This window comes from Shewanella sp. MR-4 (assembly GCF_000014685.1).
Taxonomy (GTDB): Bacteria; Pseudomonadota; Gammaproteobacteria; order Enterobacterales; family Shewanellaceae; genus Shewanella.
Genome location: NC_008321.1, coordinates 3545107 through 3563571, shown reverse-complemented (window position 1 = coordinate 3563571; position 18465 = coordinate 3545107). Strand labels below are relative to the sequence as shown.

The following is an 18465-nucleotide window of genomic DNA, read 5'->3' as shown; positions in this document are numbered from 1 at the left end:
TGATGTATAAGGGGAATACCTTGAAAAAATGGATATTAGCGGTTGCAATTTCTGCCGCACTTGCAGGTTGTGCTACCGAAACCTCAACTCAATTACCCGTGGGCGTAAAGTTAATTGAGAATGTACAACTGACGGACTCTGAAGTCGGTATTCCTTTTAAAAAATATCAGCTTGCTAATGGTTTAACGGTTATTTTGCATCAAGATCATTCTGATCCCTTAGTGCATGTCGATGTGACTTATCACGTCGGCTCGGCCAGAGAACTGGCAGGCCGTTCAGGGTTCGCCCATTTATTCGAACATATGATGTTCCAAGGCTCTGAGCACGTCGCCGATGAGCAACATTTTGAGGTGGTAACCGAGGCGGGGGGCACGCTGAACGGCTCTACCAATACCGATAGAACCAACTACTTTGAGACAGTCCCTAGCAACCAGCTCGAAAAAATGCTGTGGCTCGAGTCTGACCGCATGGGCTTTTTGTTGCCGGCGCTAACCAGCGAAAAGTTTGAAGTACAGCGCGAGACAGTGAAAAACGAGCGCGCTCAACGCATTGATAATCAACCCTATGGCCGAATGAGCGAGCGCTTTAATCAGGCGATGTTCCCGATTGGTCATCCCTATTCTTGGCCTGTGATCGGCTGGCCAGAGGATCTTAACCGCGCCACAGTGGATGATGTGAAACACTTTTTCCAGCGCTGGTACGGTCCGAATAACGCCACGCTGACCATTGGCGGCGATTTTGATGAACTGCAAGCCTTAGCCTGGGTAAACAAATACTTTGGCGAAATCCCCCGTGGTCCCGAGGTTCAACCTGAGCCTAAGACCTTAGTTACGCTCGATAAGACGCGCTATATCTCGATGGAAGATAACGTGCATCTGCCGCTGATCCGTATCGGCTTTCCGACTGTGTATGCCAGCCATCCCGATGAAGCCGCTCTGGACTTATTAGCCAATATCCTCGGTGGCGGTAAAACCTCACTCGTGTACAAAAACCTTGTGAAGGATGGTTATGCCGTGCAGGCAAGCGTGAGCCAACCCTGCCAAGAGTTAGCCTGTCAGATGTCGATTTATGCCTTAGCCAATCCGCAAAAGGGCGCGACCTTAGCCGAGCTTGAACAGCGCATTCTCGACTCGATTAATGAGTTTGAGCAGCGCGGCGTTACCGACGATGACCTGCAAAAAGTGAAAGTACAGTTTGAGGCCGATACCATTTTTGGCTTGCAGAGCGTAAAAGGCAAAGTGTCTATGCTTGCCTTGAATCAAACCATGTTTGGTGAGCCGAATAAGATTGGAGTAGACCTTGCGCGCTACGCCAATGTGACCAAAGACGATGTGATGCGGGTATTTAAAAAGTACATCAAAGACAAGCCTATGGTGGTGATGAGTGTGGTACCGCAGGGAATGACGGCTTTAGTCGCTCATCCGGATAACTTCACCCCTCAAACCTTGCCCGTGGCGAATACGGCTGTAGAGGGGGATTTACCTACTGCTAAGTTGGTGTCAAGTTTCGACCGCTCAACAATGCCAGCCACGGGCGCGGCGCCCGTGCTTAAAGTCCCGACAATTTGGACGACTAAGTTAGCCAATGGTATCGAAGTGATGGGCACTCAAAGCAGCGAAACCCCGACTGTGGAGTTAGTGATTTATCTTAACGGCGGACACAGATTAGTGCCCGTTGAAAAGGCGGGTCTGGCAAGCTTAACCGCTGAGATGCTGAATGAGTCGACTCAAAAGCGCTCAACAGAGCAATTGTCGCAGGCGCTTGAGATGCTCGGCAGTACGGTGGACTTTAGTGCCTCCGAATCCCAAAGCACGATTAAGGTGTCGGCGCTCACCGAGCACTTGGATGAAACCTTAGCCATATTGGAAGAAAAGCTGTTCCAGCCTGCGTTTAACGAGGCCGACTTTGCGCGGGTGAAGCAGCAACAGTTGCAGCAAATTCAGCATATGCAGTCAGACCCCGGCTATGTCGCTAACTCTGCGCTGTATAGCTTGCTCTATGGTAAGAATAACGCTCAAGGCGTCAGCGATGCAGGGACCTTAGATTCCGTTGCCGCGCTGACACTTGCGGATGTGAAGGCGTTTTACGCCGAACAGTACCGTGGTGCGAACGCTAAAATCATTACGGTAGCGAATCTGCCTGAAAGTGCATTGCTACCCAAACTTGCAGGATTGAGTCAATGGCAAGGGGAGGCGAGTAGATTGCCGCCGCTTAAATCATTCCCTGCGCTGAAGGGCGGGACTATCTATCTGATCGATAAACCGGGCGCCGCTCAGTCGGTGATTAACATTGCGAAACGTGCCTTACCCTATGATGCAACGGGTAATTATTTTAAATCTTACCTGATGAACTATCCGCTCGGTGGCGCCTTCAATAGCCGTATTAACCTCAACCTACGTGAAAACAAGGGGTATACCTATGGGGCTCGCAGCTCATTTACCGGTGGCGTCGAAGTCGGTGATTTTGTGGCCTCGAGTGATGTGCGTACCGATGTGACCGCCAAGGCGGTAAATGAATTTATCAAAGAGATCAAAGCCTATCAGCAAAATGGGATGACAGACACTGAGCTCGGCTTTATGCGTAACTCGGTTTCCCAAGGGCAAGCATTGGATTATGAGACGCCTTATCAGAAGGCGGGCTTTATGCGGATGATCCAGCGTTACCAGCTGAGCCAAGATTTTACTACCGAGCAGGACAAAATTATAAATACTGTAACAAAAGATGAACTCAATGCCCTCGCGGCTTCCGAGCTAGATATCTCGAAAATGATCATCTTAGTGGTGGGAGATAAGGCGAAAATTGAAGCGGATTTAGCAACTTTAGGCTATCCAATTGAAACTTTAGTATTGTAAATTAGCTTTTCGACCCAATATAAATTGCAGACAAGCTAATTGTGCGGCACAACCTCGCTGCCAGTCTAAAGTATTAACGAGTAAGACGGTGACAGCATTAGCTGTCACCGTCTGCGTTTTATTGCAGAAGAATGTAATTAGGCTTGCTCCACGGACAGGTTTAGATTTATTTTGAGGCGTATTTTGAAAGATAAGCCTCAAAATAAAGGTCTGACTGTTAACCTTGTCGCGATAGCGAATCACCAATCAGAGAAGCGCAAATTGAAGCCATTCAATGAATTAGTACAACATTTCTCGGACGCTCAAGGGCGTGCCGCACTCCTTGGCATGTTACGTGGAATTGAGCGTGAAGCGCTGCGTATCGACGAGTCAGGCTACCTTGCGTTAGATGGTCATCCATTAGAGCTTGGCTCGGCATTAACGCATTCGCGCATTACGACAGATTACAGTGAAGCACTGCTTGAATTTATCACGCCGGTAAACAATCAAGTTGGTCCCCTATTGCAAGGACTCACCGAGACCCATGCCTTTAGCGTGCGTCATTTGCATGGTCAGCGCCTGTGGCCCGTGAGCATGCCATGTTACGTGAAGGATGAGCAGAATATTCCGGTCGCCCGTTATGGCAGCTCTAACACGGGTAAGATGAAAACCTTGTATCGCAAGGGCTTAACCTACCGTTATGGTGCCTTGATGCAGATCATCTCTGGGGTGCATTTTAACTTCTCGGTATCACAGGAATTGTGGCAAAGCCTCTATGAGTTGAGTGACAAAAGCGTGAGCTTCGAGGATTTTATCTCCGAATCTTACTTTGGCCTTATTCGCAATTACCGCCGTTTAGTCTGGGTATTACCTTATCTGTTTGGGGCATCGCCTGCGCTGTGCAGCTCCTTTATCAAAGGGCAGAAGACCGATTTACGCTTTGAAAAATCGGGTCGCGGCACCCTGTATCTACCCTATGCGACTTCGCTGCGGATGAGCGATCTGGGTTACACCAATAAAGAGCAGGAAGATCTTAACATTAGCTATAACTCCCTGCCCGAGTATCTGGCTGGGGTGAGAGCCGCGATTAAGATGCCATCGGCCAACTTTGCCAATATCGGCGTGAAAGTGGATGGTGAATATCGCCAGCTCAATGCTAATGTGCTGCAAATTGAAAACGAATTTTACTCGCCTATCCGCGCTAAGCGCGTCACCAAAAGTGGTGAGAAGCCCTCCGAAGCCCTTGCACGTGCAGGGGTTGAGTATATTGAGGTGCGTGCATTAGATGTGAACCCCTTCAGCCCGATTGGGATTGAAGAGAACCAAGTGCGTTTTCTCGACTTGTTCTTACTCTATTGCTTATTAACCGAGTCGCCTAAGTCCGATGCGGCAGAAGAAGCCCGTTTAAGTGCTAACTTAAAATCTGTTGTGCTTGAAGGCCGTAAGCCTGGGCTCGAGTTATTAACCGAGACAGGAACGCGTTCACTGCAAACGTGGCTTTTGGATCTGTTTGAGCATTTGGATTCATTGGCTAAGTTACTCGATGGCGATAAACAGGAGTACCAAGCGGCCTTAGCCCATTGGCGTGAAGCCGTGAATGACCCACAAAAGACCTTGTCTGGGCAAGTCATTCAGCAATTAATCACCAAAGGCCAAGACCATGGACAATGGGTGATGTCACTGGCGCAGCAATATCACCAATATTTTATGGATTACCCCTTATCGGCCGAGGTTGTCAGCGATTATCAAGCCGAGGCGCAAGCATCGCTTAATAAGCAAGCGGACATCGAAGCGGTGCAAAGTGCAGTATCCTTTGATGATTATCTGACGGACTATTTCGGGACTTCATCCTAATGAGTCACTATTTAACCGGGCACAAACTTACCCTAGCCGCCAGTCTACTCGGGCTCACGGCATTCTTGTCTGGTTGCGCCTCCTCGCCTGAAGATGACTTAAGTTGCGGGACTGTGTCTGGGTATTTACAGCCCGATGCTAGCACCCATTGGTATCGCGTAGTGGTGACCCATCTCAATGGTAAGCCCGTGGTGTCTAAACCTAATTATCAATTGGCGCCGGGGGAATATGAGTTCACGGTCGCCGAGCTGATTGATGCGCCTTCTTTAGGCGTGTCCCTCAGTGCGCGCACTCCTAAAACCTTTAAGTTAAAGGTCGAAGGGCATCAGCGTTACCATATTGGCGCCTTATTCCACACGGATAAGCGCTATATGGGTAAAGATACCAACTATTGGGAACCCGGTGTGTGGCAACAAGAAAACCATGAATGCCAGTTTGATCTTAGCTCTGAAACAAAATAATCAGATTTAACAACGGATTGTCATTTGTGTTAATGAGTTTGACCTGATAATAGGTGCTAAGGTGATCTTAGCGCCAAAAACAGGATTGGCGCTTTGCCTCACCCTATGACTGTGCGATGATGGGCCAGTTTTATTTCTTGGGAGAACAAGCGATTAATGAGATGGCTTTCGACAACTCTGTTATGTGCATCCATAGGTTTCCTCTCTGGCTGTGCCACTTCTCCGCCTAAATCTCCCGATAACCTTTGCGATATTTTCCAAGAGCATCGTTCATGGTACGAAGCGGCTAAGGACACCCGTGATAAATGGGGCGTGCCTGTGCATGTGCCGCTGGCGATGATGTATCAAGAAAGCTCCTTCAAGCATAATGCCGCGCCGCCAATGGAATATTTTTTAGGATTTATTCCCATCGGGCGAGCCAGTGATGCCTATGGCTACGCGCAAGCAAAAACCATGACCTGGGATGATTATGTCCGCGAGACGGGAAACAGCTGGTCTTCGCGGAGTAATTTTGATGATGCCATGGATTTTATGGGCTGGTTTATTTACAAGACCAATAAAATCAATGGGGTTTCCAAGTGGGATGCGAGGGCGCAATACCTCAACTACCACGAAGGGTGGGGTGGCTATCGTCGTGGGACTTATAAGTCTAAGGCGTGGCTGGTCAAAGTCGCGGCTAAGGTGGATGACAGGGCTAAGCGTTATGCGGCTCAGTATAAAACCTGTAAAGAAGATTTAGACTCTTCCTGGCTGTGGCGCTTATTTTTCGGTTAGTCTAATTCTTCCTCTTCCGTTAGTTTACAAACCATGCCATAGGAGCTTATCAAGGGTAAGCTCCTATCAATATGTCTATTGCATTAGTTGATTCTTAGCCGCAATGGCTTCGAGTGCTTTAACTGCCTTTTTCTTACCGCGTTTTTGCTCATACATAGCATGGTCCGCCAGTTTAAAGGACTTGGCCCAATCATTGTCAAATGCTGACATCCCCACGCTGAAGTTAAGGTTTAGGGATGACTCTTGGTGTAGCTTGAGGCGCATGGCATCGAGATCGTTTTCGAGCTGCTCAAGCGGACCATGGCAGAGGGCAACAAACTCATCGCCGCCAAAACGCGAGATAATGCCTTTGTGCTTCCAGAAGCCGAGGATAGTCTTAGCCACTTGCTTAATGGCGAGATCGCCGACTTGGTGCCCCTGTTGGTCATTAATGGTCTTGAGATTATCCATATCGATAATCACCAAATAACTGCCTAAGTGTGCCTTGGGTTGCCAATGAAGTAGGGCATCTTCAAAATTTTTGCGGTTATAGAGTCCGGTGAGATTGTCGAAATTCGCCAATTTGGTGATTTGCAGCGATTTTTGATACAAGGCAATCGCATTGCTGGCTTCATGGGTGAGGATAGAGACCAGATTGCGGTCGTAGTCGCTAAATGCGCCAACGCTACTGCTATCGAGATTAAGCATGCCGTAGAGTTTGCCGTCAATGCGTATTGGGCTGGACAACGTAGAGCGGATAGGATGTTTGGCAGCCGTGAGTAAGATGTGTTGTTCTTCTTCGGTGAGCGTGCTGGCGGCATTGATGTTTTTCATATCATCGACCACAACTACACGGTCACATTTCCCTTTAGTGAGACGATACTCGAAGGATTGCTCGAGGGAAAAATTCAATTGCTTGAGCATGTTAAGGTCGAGCCCAACAACGGATTCGAAATGCAGTCTATGGGTCTCTTCGTTGACTTTGATGATGCTGCCCATTTCTGCACCGTTAATGATACAGACGGCTTTATTAAGCAGCGCGTCGAGAAACGCATGCTCGTTTTTATATTGGCTCGATAAGTGGGCAAGCTCGTAAATGGCATCGTTAATACTGACAACCTGCTCTAAATGCAGCCATAGCCGCGTTAAGCGACCCTGATGAAGATAATAAATTAAGCTGTAGGCAAACACATAGATAAGACAGACAAACAGCAATGGAAGGATAGTCCAGCCTTCGGTGGGAGCATTAAACACAAACAATAAGACGAATAGCAGTATTGGCACTATCAGCAGTAATAGATGATAGCGGTAGTCTAAGCGGTCTATGGTTTTACGTTTAAAATTATCCCTTAATTTCACTCGGCAGTTCCCTTATTCGTGCTCCGGTTAGTCAGCTTTAATCACTACACCACTAACTCATTCACGCTGAGTATGGATAAGTATATAACCAAGATGAGAAATTGACTGATAAGGGAACAAATATACTCCCTTATCAGTTATATGCGTGGCTCCGTTAGTCTTTAGCAAACTCTGCTAAAATCCACGCGAGGGGCGCTTGATATTGGCTTGGCATCCAAGTTTGTAGTGCGCCAATGCTGTCTTTTAACACGGCAAGATTAGGTACCGAAAGATTTAAGTGCCCGACTTTACGGCCAGATCGCACTTCTTTGTTGTACCAATAAAGCTCGGCATTAGGCAGGCTTAACCAACGGGTATCGTTATCGATACCAATCAGGTTGACCATCACGCATTGAAAGTTTACCTGTGGCTGCGGAATAGCAATGCCGCACAGGGCTCTTAAATGCAGTTGGAATTGATCCATATGGGTACCCGCTTGGGTCCAATGGCCAGAGTTGTGCACCCGCGGGGCTAACTCGTTAACCAGCAGCTTATCGCCAACTCGGAAACATTCCATCGCCATCACGCCGACATATTCCAGCTCATGCATAATAGCGCTCAGCATGCCTTCCGCTTGTGCTTGCAGGTGATTCAGACGAGTCAGTGGCGAAATCGATGCCATCAAAATGCCGTCTTGATGCAGGTTAAGTGTTAATGGATAAAACACGCATTGACCTTCACGGGTACGTACGCCGACTAAGGACACTTCTTCATCGAAGTTAATTGCTTGCTCGGCAATGGCCAAGTTACGCCAATCTTGGGGGATCTCTCCCGCTTCGGCTTGTTTTAGCCAATGTTGACCCTTACCGTCGTAGCCACCCGTGCGGCGCTTCATCAGCACGCGAGGACCAAAGGCTTGGTATAGGTTTTCGGCGTCGGTCTTATCATCTACGAGTGTCCAAGGCGCGGTTGGGACTTGGATCTGATCGAGTAAGCTTTTTTGGCTATAACGGTCAGCTAAACGGCTAAATACTGGGCCGTTAACAAAATGCGGATGGGTGCTGAGTTGTAAGCTTAGGGCGGATTCGGGCCACTGCTCGCGTTCGGCGGTGATGATATCGTGAGGTGCCAGCGGCAGGATTTCATCGGTGGGCGTCATGATATCGACGGCGCGAACATCAATAGCCAGCGGCTCGCCAGCGTGAGTTAGCATGGCGCCGAGCTGACCATTACCTAATACCCAAACCTTAGGTTTTGCACTTGCTTGAGTCATTAGGCTTCCCTCGGATCGGGATTGTCCAGCACTGCGCGGGTTTGTTCTTCTCTAAAGGCTTCTAAACGCGTGGCAAGTTCGGCATCGTTATTCGCAAGAATTTGGCAGGCGAGTAATCCGGCGTTAAAGGCTCCAGCGGTTCCGATGGCCAGTGTGCCTACGGCAATGCCTTTTGGCATCTGCACGATAGACAGTAAGCTATCCATGCCCGACAGCGCTTTGCTTTGTACTGGTACACCTAATACGGGTAAGCGAGTTTTTGAGGCAATCATACCGGGTAAGTGAGCAGCACCGCCCGCACCACCGATAATAATTTTAAAACCACGGTCAGCTGCACTGGCTGCAAACTCCATCAGTTTATCTGGCGTTCTATGGGCAGATACGACTTCAACATGGTAAGGCACTTGCAGTTTATCCATGATCTCAGCGGCGGCTTCCATTGTGGGCCAATCACTCTTAGAACCCATAACAACAGCAACAAGGGCTTGCATGATAACTCCTTAACTCACTAATTTTAATTATATTTCGACCTTGTATCAGGTCTGGGTACAGTCGATGTCCGCAACCCCTGTCAGAGCCGGGAGCATCATGGCGCAGAATAATAGCATGTAAAGCTTGATTTCTGACTTTTTTTGCGCGTAAAAATAGCGCTTTTAGCGTGGATAAAGTGTTCGCTGAATGGGCTTAAATTAATGCATGCTCCAAAGCCCGATGAGGACTCTGGAGACACACTGCTATCGCTAACCTTAGGAGTGAGTGGCTGCACTTGCTTCGACGGCCAGTTCTGGTGCCGGCGCCTCCGCCAACGCTTCGCGCAGGGTAGGATAAAACTTCAATACCCCTTCAATCGGTTGCACCTTGGCCCTCGCTAGGGTGCGAATGGGCTGAAACTGCAGATCGGCCACAATCAGTTTAGTGTGGTTAAGTTTACATTTATCAATGAGTTTATTGAGTGCAGCAAGGCCACCGGCATCGAGAATTGATACCCCATCTAAGTAAAGCACTATCACTTGTTTATCTTGGGTAAGGCTCGCTATCTCGGCAAAAATCCGGTCGGCCGCGGCAAAGAATAATGGCCCATTAATCTTTATCACAGCCCAATCTGCGGGAAGTGGTTGATCAACATAGCGCTTATTGGTGCTGATATCATAGAGCTTGGTCATCTCGGCTATTTCTTTCATAAACAGTAGTGCGGCTAAGATAATTCCCACGCTGATGGCGATCACCATATCGAAAATCACTGTGAGTGAAAAACAGGTTAAAAACACTAAGATATCGCTGGTGGGTGCGGTTTTGAGTAAGTGCACCGCTTTAGGCGCCTCGCTCATATTCCAGGCAACGACCAGTAATAATGCAGCCATGGCCGACATGGGTAAATAGGCTAAAATCCCTGCGAGTGCGACTAGACCAATCAATACCACAATGGCGTGGATCATCGATGCTATCGGGCTCTGGGCCCCCGCCTTAACGTTTGCCGCGCTACGGGCGATGGCCGCCGTTGCCGGGATACCGCCAAAGAAGGGAGTAATAATGTTACCTATACCCTGGCCGAGGAGTTCACTGTTTGCGCTGTGGCGTTTTCCCGTCATGCCATCGAGTACCACGGCACACAGTAGCGACTCAATAGCGCCTAGCATGGCAATCGCGAAGGCGGCAGGGAGTAAGGCTTGAAAGGTCGCCAGATTAAATTCAAAGGCTTGGCCATTGGCGCCCGTTTGTAACCATGGCCATTCAAAGTGGGGTAAAACAGCGGGTATGCCGGTGCCGACACTGCCATCGCTTAATTGATAATGGAAACGTGTCCCTATGGTTTCAATATCTGCACCCATGGTATTTAACACTAAGGCAAGAATACTGCCTAAGGCGATTGCGGGCAGATGCGCTGGCACAGGCATCTTCAACTTAGGCCAGAGTAGCATAGTCGCTAAGGTGGCTGCGGCTACTAGCAAGCTCGGCAAGTGTAGGCTTGGCAATGCCTGACCTAAGGCCATGAGTTTGGCAAAATATTGCTCCGGCATGTGCTCTATATGCAGGCCAAAAAAGTCTTTTAGCTGCAAGGTCGCAATCACCACTCCAATCCCCGCGGTAAAACCTAAGGTGACAGACTCTGGTATGTAGAGAATTAATCGGCCCAGTCTTAGCATGGCCATGGCAACCAACATCATGCCTGACATTACGGTGGCAATAAGCAGTCCCGCCAAACCAAATTGCTGGGCGATGGGATAGAGTAAGACCACGAAGGCGGCCGTTGGTCCCGACACGCTATAACGGGAGCCGCCCGTCATGGCAATGATAAAACCACCGACAATGGCGGTGTATAGGCCATATTGTGGTGCGACACCGCTGGCAATCGCCAGTGCCATTGCGAGCGGAATGGCAATAATCCCGACGGTCAGTCCCGCCAGTAGATCTTGTCCAAAACGCTTAACCGAATATTTATCTTTTACGCACGCCTCGCTAAGGGCGTGGGCAATTCTTAATGAAAACAAATGAGCAGAGTGTGACACGTGTGGGTCCATAAACGCGGCTTGTTACAAGGCTCTATTCTAGAGTCCAGAAACATCTCCTTGTGTGATCATAGTTACAAAAGACGATTAAATGTCTTTGTTTTTGATAAATACTGTGCTTGGCAAATCGAATGTAACCATTTTCCCAATGAAATAACCCTTTTGTGCCGAGGCGGCGTTTATAGGGATATCAACCTTAGAGGTCACTATCATGAGGCTAGTAACATGAGATATCCATCTTCAGTCTTTCGCCGTAAAACGCTCTCAAGCATTGTCGTTTCGGGATTAACACTCGCTATTTTGCTCGGCTTGAATGGTTGCAGTGATAAATCCGACGACCAGCAAAAGCGTGCTGAATTAGCCGATCAAACAAAACTCGCCGCCGAGCAACAGGCTGAGCTTAAGCAGCAAGTAGAGTTAAAGGACAGTGTTGAGCGTCAGGCCAATAGGCAAAGAGATGCTGCAATCGCCATACATGAACAAGCCACGTCAACAAAATTGCGGACAATGAATGCTGAGCATCGAGCCTATATCGCTCAGCCTGCTGCCACTATCAGTGCGGCGCCCGCGTTAAACGGCGATTGGCCTGGGGCTGTGCCACCAGAGCGCAATCGATTTGAGAAACAAGTGCAAAACGGCATCATGGTTGCGGGGGAAACCCCTGTCTCGACCTTTGCTATCGATGTCGATACTGGTAGTTACACGACGTTAAGGCGAATGCTAAAGGAGGGGCGATTACCGCAAAAGGACACGCTGCGGGTCGAAGAAATGCTGAATTATTTTTCCTATGACTATCCATTACCGAGTAAAAATGAGGCGCCATTTAGTGTTACCACTGAGCTTGCACCATCGCCCTATAACTATGACATGATGTTACTTCGCATCGGTTTGAAGGGATATGAGCAGAGTAAAGCAGAACTCGGCGCCAGTAACTTAGTGTTTCTGCTGGATGTGTCAGGGTCGATGGCATCGCCCGATAAATTACCTCTATTGCAAACTGCCTTGAAAATGCTGACTCAGCAACTGGGTGCTCAGGATAAGGTATCGATTGTCGTCTACGCTGGCGCAGCTGGTGTGGTGTTAGATGGCGCGGCGGGTAACGACAGTCAAACCCTTAACTATGCGTTAGAGCAGCTCAGTGCGGGTGGTTCTACCAATGGGGCGCAGGGTATTCAGCTTGCCTATCAGCTTGCGAAAAAGCACTTGGTTGAAGGCGGCATCAATCGAGTGATATTTGCGACCGACGGTGACTTTAATGTCGGCACGACTAACCTCGATGAGTTAATCGATTTGGTTAGCGCGCAGAAGCAACTGGGCATTGGGCTAACGACGCTCGGCTTTGGTATGGGCGACTACAATGACCATCTAATGGAGCAATTAGCCGATAAAGGCAATGGACAATACGCCTATATTGATTCCCTCAATGAAGCGAGAAAAGTGCTGGTGGAACAGTTAAGTGCAACCTTACTGACCATAGCCAAAGAGGTGAAAGTGCAGGTCGAGTTTAATCCCGCCCTTGTGGCTGAGTATCGTCTTATTGGTTATGAGAACCGTGCCTTAGCGCGTGAAGATTTTAATAATGATAAGGTGGATGCGGGCGAAATAGGCGCTGGGCATACTGTGACGGCGCTATATGAGCTGCGTTATGTTGATGCGGGAAATTTGGCTAATGATAAACTTCGCTATGGCTATAATCCCAAGACTGGCAATGAAAAATATAGCCGTGATGAAATCGCCTTTCTGAAATTACGTTATCAGCTACCGGATGCGACTCAAAGCCAGTTACTGAGTTATCCAATTCGTGCCGACCAAAGGGCAAACTCATTAGCGCAGGCGAGTGACGATTTTCGTTTTGCCGCTGCAGTGGCAGGATTAGGACAGTTACTGAATCAAAGCCACTATTTGCATCAATTTGATTATAATAAGCTTAGTGCGCTCACACGTTCTGCGCTGGGGGAAGATACTAGCGGCTACCGACATGAATTTATGCAACTTGTCGATACCGCTGCGATACTCGCACAAACACAGCGAGTGCCAATCAAAAAATCCTTTGATGCCGGAGATAAACCTTTCCCGCCCGAGGATAAACCGCATCAGTGATGTGCCAAATTATTATGTTTCAGTTAGTTAACCATGAGGGAGCTGCTATGGCCTTGGCGATACCGCAAATGCATGCCCATGAGCATACCGATGAGCAGTTAATGCAACGCTATGCCAAGGGCGATGGCAAAGCGTTTGAGCAGCTTTATCTTAAACACAAAGGCGCCTTGTACCGTTACTTTGTGCGCCAACTCGGTGACAAACAGTTAGCCGAAGATTTATATCAAGAAACCTGGGGACGGGTGATCCGTGCCGCCGCCAATTATGAGCCGAGCGCCAAGTTTAATACTTGGCTCTATCGGATTGCCCATAATCTGTTGATTGATCACGTCAGGGCGGTTAAGCCAGTTGATCTAGTCAGTCACGATAACGAGGAAGGGCTAGATACTTTTGTGGGAGCAGAGCAGGAACAACCCGATGTGCATTGGCAGGAAACGCAAAAAAGCTTGTTGCTGAAAACCTGTATTGCCCTGTTACCCCAAGTGCAAAAAGAGGCCTTTATTCTCAATATCGAAATGGGTTTTACCGCTGCAGTGATAAGCGATATCGCAGGGGTAACACTCGAAGCGACCAAGAGCCGCATTCGCTACGCGTATCAAAGCTTAAAAGATTGTGTCAATGCTAAATGGCAGGAGGTTGGTCATGAGTAATTCGACTCTGTCATCGGAAGAAGAGGCGCTACGTCAGGAAGTTTCGGCTTGGTATCACAAGCAAGCACTGGAGATGCCACCTGAGCGACTTGACCAAGATATTTTGCGCCTGTCACAGGCCCATTTGGCAGACATTAACGTTAACCAGCTCAAGCCCTCTGTCACGCCTGTGTGGCGCCGTTTTCCATGGGCGTTATCGAGCGCAGCCTCCTTAGTGCTCGTCGTCGGTTTAGTGATCCTCAACCGAGGCCATTTTGAGGAAGAGTTAGTTGCGCCAGCCGCTCTGACTATGAGTGCGCCTATGCCCGCTCAGGCTGAGTTAGATAATGCTGCACAACAAGCAGATATGGCGCATCAAGCTAGGGAAGAAGCCGCCACACAAAATAGGCAAAGGGAAGCGATGAGGGCACAGGCTAAGATGTCTGCGCAGGAAAATCAGCAACTAGAGTCTCGAGCAGCACCACAAATGGCACGGGCACTACCGCAGCAAGATACACCTGTAATGGCTCGGGAAGAAGCTCTGATGGAGTCTTTAACACGCTTACAAGCTTTGATTGAAGCCAAACAAACACAGGATGCATCTGCTTTAGTGCAGACGCTGATGAAGCAATACCCAGAGTTGGCAAAAGCCGAGGGAGAAGCAACCGCAGATGATACGCAAGCGATTGCGAAGTTTAAATTATTGCAACTCCAGTTAAATCAATTAAGTAAATAACAAAATATAAACAGTGAGTTAGATTCATTTTAGCTAACTCACTGTTCACTCTTAATCTGATATTTAGGGTTTACTTGCCTGTTCATTCGCTCTTTTTTACCGACTCTCATGTTAATTACTTGATCATGGTCATAAAGTGAACACGAATTCGCCTGTTATATTGGAGATCGATAAACGACTTGACTAGTATCAATAGTCAGAGTCCCAGTTCAGGAGGCGATATGCTTAAAAGACTCATGCATGATCACAAACATATAGCAGTGTTATTGAATGTCTTGAAAAACAAGCAGATGAAATTAGCTGAAGGCGAAGCTATTAATTTTATCGTGGTTCGGGACATAGTCGAGTATATGCAAGGATATGCTGAGCATAGTCATCATCCTGTTGAAGACATTATTTATGCTTACTATTTGGCGCATAAGGCGAATGATGAAGTTGACAAGCTTAGCGCAGAGCATCAAATGGTTACTGCAGCCTCCTCGGCATTGATGAATACTTTGAATCTTATCTTGAGTGACATAGTCGTTGCGAGGGATAAGTTAGTCATCGATTTTGCCGAATACATTGAGCTACAAGAAAAGCACATGCAAATGGAAGAGCGGGAGATTTTCCCGTTACTGGCTAAAACCTTAACCGACAAAGATTGGCTGGTTATTGAGCAGCAATGCCAAGCATCTTTAATCGATGATCCGTTATTCCTCGACCGCGAGCAACAGGCCTTTGATGAGCTGCGCTCTTACCTCAGGACAGCCGAATAGCGGACGGCAAAAACAGAAAAAGCGCCATTGGCGCTTTTTCTTTATATGCTGTTTATCAAACAATGGGTTACAACTGGATAGCGTCTATATCGTAATCAAAGTTGTTATCAATCTCTTGAAGTTCCTTGAGTAAACGATGTTTGTCCTTTAACGCTTCAATTTCTCGCCACTTACGCTTTTTATTGGAGCCTCGCGAGCGATCGGGTCTTTCTACGACTTCATCTAGCGCACAACCATAATCTAAACGATCCATGGTAACCTCCTGTTGTTGTATGTTTTGTCAGCGATTAAATAACATATTTTCAAAACAGGGTGCAAGAATTATGTTTCATTTGTGTTAACTTGAAATGAAGTTTGAATGATATGTCATTGATTTTGACGAATGAAGTAGATGAGCTTGTTGACGAATATCTTAAGATTATTAAAGAGATACAATAAAAAAGCCAGCTATTGCTGGCTTTTTGTTCGATCAGATTTTGCCCTGTCGATATAGGTTAATTAACCCATTGCTCGAGGCATCCAAGGCGGTGGCGTCTTGCTCTGCGCCGATGCGGGCGAGCACGTCATTGCCTAAGCTTTTACCGAGTTCAACACCCCATTGGTCGAAGGAGTTGATGTCCCAAATGGCGCCTTGGACAAAGGTTCTGTGTTCATAGAGCGCAATCAGTGCACCTAAGGTTTCAGGAGTCAGCTTATCCATTAACAAAGTATTGCTTGGCTTATTGCCTGGCATAACTTTGTGTTTGGCGATAAGTAACTTTTCTTCATCACTTAAGCTGCTCTTGCTCAATTCGGCCAACGCTTCATCTAAGGTGCGGCCTTGCATGAGTGCCTGAGTCTGTCCGAAGCAGTTAGAGGCTAACTGATCATGGTGCTCACCAATAGGATTATGGCTTTGCAGCGGCATAATGAAATCTGCCGGGATTAATGCGGTACCTTGATGCAGCAGCTGGTGATAAGCGTGCTGACCATTTGTGCCTTCGCCGCCCCAAATCACAGGACCCGTGCTGTAATCCACATGGGTGCCATTAAGGGTGACTGACTTACCGTTACTTTCCATATCCAGTTGCTGGAAGTAAGCGGGAAGTCCACGTAGGTAATGATCGTAAGTTAATACCACATGGCTTTGAGCATTAAAGAAATTGCCATACCACAGAGAGAATAGCCCCATGATCACTGGCATGTTTTCCGCTAGAGGCGCATTGGCAAAATGTGTATCCATTTGGTGCGCGCCCTTTAATAAGGAGCGGAAGTTATCCATGCCGATGAGTAAAGCTATGGGTAAACCAATGGCTGACCAAAGTGAATAACGACCACCAACCCAGTCCCACATTGGGAAAATATTGTCAGCATCGATACCAAAATCAGTCGCTTTTGCCACGTTAGAGGTCACGGCAACAAAGTGTTTCGCCACATCTGACTGTGAACCGCCTTTGGCTAAGAACCACGCCTTCGCCGTTAGGGTATTGGTCAGAGTCTCTTGTGTACCAAAAGACTTAGACGACATGATAAATAAGGTGGTTTCAGGATCGAGCAGCTTAAGCTTTTCACTGATCGAGGTGCCATCAACGTTGGCAACGAAATGGCAGTTTAAACCAGTAATCCAGTATGGGCGTAATGCTTGGGAAACAATCTTTGGCCCGAGGAACGAGCCACCGATACCGATACTGACGATATCGGTAATGGCTTTGCCAGTGAAACCTTTCCATTGTCCTGAGGTGACTGAAGTGACAAACTGCTGCATCTTGTTCAGCGTTTGCTGTACTTCAGGAACGATATCTTGACCTTCGGCAACAATGGATTGCTCGGCGGTGCTGCGCAGTGCGGTATGTAACACGGCGCGCTTTTCTGTGGTGTTAATTATATCACCGGCAAACATCGCCTTGATTTTAGCGTCAAGCTTTGCCTCTTGCGCCAGTGTCTGCAGCAAGTTGAGTGTTTCAGGTGTCGCTCTATTTTTTGAATAATCTAAAAATAAGCCACAGGTAGAAAGCGACATGTTGCTAAAGCGTGCAGGATCGCCTGCAAAGAGTTCCCGCATATGCGGGATCTGATGGCTATGCGCTGCTAACGCTTGCCAAGTTGTGCTTTGGGTCAAGATAGTCATCGAATCGTCTCCGAAGATACTTAGTTTGCCAGTTTTGCCTTGAGCATGACTTCGAGTTTGCCTTGGTCGATGGCGAAGTTACGGATACCTTCTGCTAACTTGTCGACAGCCATAGGATCTTGGTTGAAGTCCCAGCGGAATTGCGCTTCGGTTAAAGGCTCACCGGCAGCAACTGTGGTGCTGGCAGGAATGAGTTTAGGTTGAATAGTAACTTGAGAGTTTGCCAGCTCTTCGAGTAATGAAGGGCCAATAGTCAGGCGATCACAGCCCGCTAATTCGATGATTTCACCGATATTACGGAAACTTGCACCCATGACTACTGTGTTATAGCCATGCTGTTTGTAGTAGTTGTAAATTTCAGTCACAGAAACAACACCTGGGTCATTTACTGCGTCATAGTCTTTACCTGTGTCTTTTTTGTACCAGTCGAGAATACGGCCAACGAATGGAGAAATTAAGTACACGCCAGCTTCTGCACAGGCACGTGCTTGAGCAAAGCTAAATAGTAGGGTTAAGTTACAGTTGATGCCTTCTTGCTCTAACTCTTTGGCGGCACAAATGCCTTCCCAAGTTGAGGCTAATTTGATCAGAATGCGAGATTTATCTACACCCGCTTCTTGGTACAGACGTACTAGCTTATGCGCTTTCGCAATGGATTTTTCTTTATCGAAGGATAAGCGGGCATCCACTTCGGTCGAAATACGGCCAGGGACCAGTTTTAAAATCTCGACACCAATGTTCACTGCAAGTTTATCGCTGGCATCATCAATCTGTTGCTCAATATCAGCACTTTGTAATTTAGCCCATGCGATAGCATTGTCGATTAAAGCACTGTACTCGGGAATTTGAGCCGCTTTTAAAATGAGTGATGGGTTGGTCGTTGCGTCTTCTGGCTGATAGCGTTTGATCGCTTCAATATCGCCAGTATCGGCCACAATCGTAGTGTATGACTTGAGTTGCTCTAATGTATTTGCCATGAAAAACATCCTTCTCAGATAGCGGTCTAAACTCAGAAATGAACTGATGACTATTAGAAGCGATTTTGCCAACTTTTCCAACCATCAATGTAAAAAAATTACAAAAATGGTAAAACTATATCGAATTTAGGCGAAAAGCTG

At 47.6% G+C, this 18465-nt stretch carries 15 protein-coding genes; 8 read left to right on the top strand and 7 right to left on the bottom strand.

What is annotated here, in order from left to right:
• The first annotated feature begins 2 nt into the window (after positions 1-2).
• The 4 genes from SHEWMR4_RS15620 (at position 3) to SHEWMR4_RS15605 (ending at position 5920) form a co-directional block, all read left to right on the top strand.
• Positions 3-2852 (top strand): M16 family metallopeptidase, encoded by a 2850-nt coding sequence (locus SHEWMR4_RS15620; protein ID WP_011623727.1) that lies wholly within the window; start codon positions 3-5, stop codon positions 2850-2852.
• Positions 2853-3035: 183 nt separating this feature from the next.
• A complete protein-coding gene (gene gshA, locus SHEWMR4_RS15615) occupies positions 3036-4685 on the top strand; it encodes a glutamate--cysteine ligase (protein ID WP_011623726.1) in 1650 nt (549 codons plus the stop codon).
• Complete coding sequence (locus tag SHEWMR4_RS15610; RefSeq protein ID WP_011623725.1) at positions 4685-5146, top strand: hypothetical protein; 462 nt, start codon at positions 4685-4687, stop codon at positions 5144-5146. Before gshA ends, SHEWMR4_RS15610 begins: the two co-directional genes overlap by 1 nt.
• 156 nt (positions 5147-5302) lie before the next feature.
• On the top strand, positions 5303-5920 hold the full coding sequence (locus SHEWMR4_RS15605; protein ID WP_011623724.1) for a hypothetical protein: 618 nt from the start codon (positions 5303-5305) through the stop codon (positions 5918-5920).
• A 75-nt stretch (positions 5921-5995) separates the two neighbouring features.
• Here the strand turns inward: SHEWMR4_RS15605 and SHEWMR4_RS15600 are convergent, their stop codons facing one another.
• The 4 genes from SHEWMR4_RS15600 to dauA all read right to left on the bottom strand — a co-directional run bounded on the left by SHEWMR4_RS15600 (position 5996) and on the right by dauA (position 11017).
• The gene (locus SHEWMR4_RS15600; protein WP_011623723.1) at positions 5996-7258 is read right to left on the bottom strand and encodes a sensor domain-containing diguanylate cyclase; all 1263 of its coding nucleotides are present in this window, start codon (positions 7256-7258) and stop codon (positions 5996-5998) included.
• Between the two features lie 154 nt (positions 7259-7412).
• Positions 7413-8510 (bottom strand): 5-(carboxyamino)imidazole ribonucleotide synthase, encoded by a 1098-nt coding sequence (purK, locus tag SHEWMR4_RS15595; RefSeq protein WP_011623722.1) that lies wholly within the window; start codon positions 8508-8510, stop codon positions 7413-7415.
• Positions 8510-9001, bottom strand: a complete 492-nt coding sequence (purE, locus tag SHEWMR4_RS15590; protein ID WP_011623721.1) for a 5-(carboxyamino)imidazole ribonucleotide mutase — start codon at positions 8999-9001, stop codon at positions 8510-8512. Before purE ends, purK begins: the two co-directional genes overlap by 1 nt.
• Positions 9002-9256: 255 nt before the next feature.
• A complete protein-coding gene (gene dauA / locus SHEWMR4_RS15585; RefSeq protein WP_041408844.1) occupies positions 9257-11017 on the bottom strand; it encodes a C4-dicarboxylic acid transporter DauA in 1761 nt (586 codons plus the stop codon).
• Positions 11018-11242: 225 nt separating this feature from the next.
• On the opposite strand from dauA, the gene SHEWMR4_RS15580 reads away from it, so the two are divergent.
• The 4 genes from SHEWMR4_RS15580 (at position 11243) to SHEWMR4_RS15565 (ending at position 15240) form a co-directional block, all read left to right on the top strand.
• Positions 11243-13117: a vWA domain-containing protein gene (locus tag SHEWMR4_RS15580; RefSeq protein WP_011623719.1), complete on the top strand. Its 1875-nt coding sequence runs from the start codon at positions 11243-11245 to the stop codon at positions 13115-13117.
• 47 nt (positions 13118-13164) lie between these two features.
• On the top strand, positions 13165-13767 hold the full coding sequence (locus SHEWMR4_RS15575) for a sigma-70 family RNA polymerase sigma factor (RefSeq protein WP_011717976.1): 603 nt from the start codon (positions 13165-13167) through the stop codon (positions 13765-13767).
• Positions 13760-14482: a hypothetical protein gene (locus tag SHEWMR4_RS15570; protein ID WP_011623717.1), complete on the top strand. Its 723-nt coding sequence runs from the start codon at positions 13760-13762 to the stop codon at positions 14480-14482. The genes SHEWMR4_RS15575 and SHEWMR4_RS15570 overlap by 8 nt, the downstream gene beginning before the upstream one ends.
• 221 nt (positions 14483-14703) lie before the next feature.
• Complete coding sequence (locus tag SHEWMR4_RS15565) at positions 14704-15240, top strand: hemerythrin domain-containing protein (protein ID WP_011623716.1); 537 nt, start codon at positions 14704-14706, stop codon at positions 15238-15240.
• A gap of 67 nt (positions 15241-15307) precedes the next feature.
• On the opposite strand, the gene SHEWMR4_RS15560 is transcribed toward SHEWMR4_RS15565, so the two are convergent.
• The 3 genes from SHEWMR4_RS15560 to tal form a co-directional block, all read right to left on the bottom strand.
• A complete protein-coding gene (locus SHEWMR4_RS15560; protein WP_007650190.1) occupies positions 15308-15493 on the bottom strand; it encodes a DUF3545 family protein in 186 nt (61 codons plus the stop codon).
• A gap of 216 nt (positions 15494-15709) precedes the next feature.
• Positions 15710-17347, bottom strand: a complete 1638-nt coding sequence (gene pgi / locus SHEWMR4_RS15555) for a glucose-6-phosphate isomerase (RefSeq protein ID WP_011623715.1) — start codon at positions 17345-17347, stop codon at positions 15710-15712.
• 20 nt (positions 17348-17367) lie between these two features.
• Positions 17368-18324 carry a transaldolase gene (gene tal / locus SHEWMR4_RS15550; RefSeq protein WP_011623714.1) on the bottom strand — a complete coding sequence of 319 codons (957 nt, stop codon included), beginning with the start codon at positions 18322-18324 and terminating at the stop codon, positions 17368-17370.
• Positions 18325-18465: the final 141 nt, after the last annotated feature.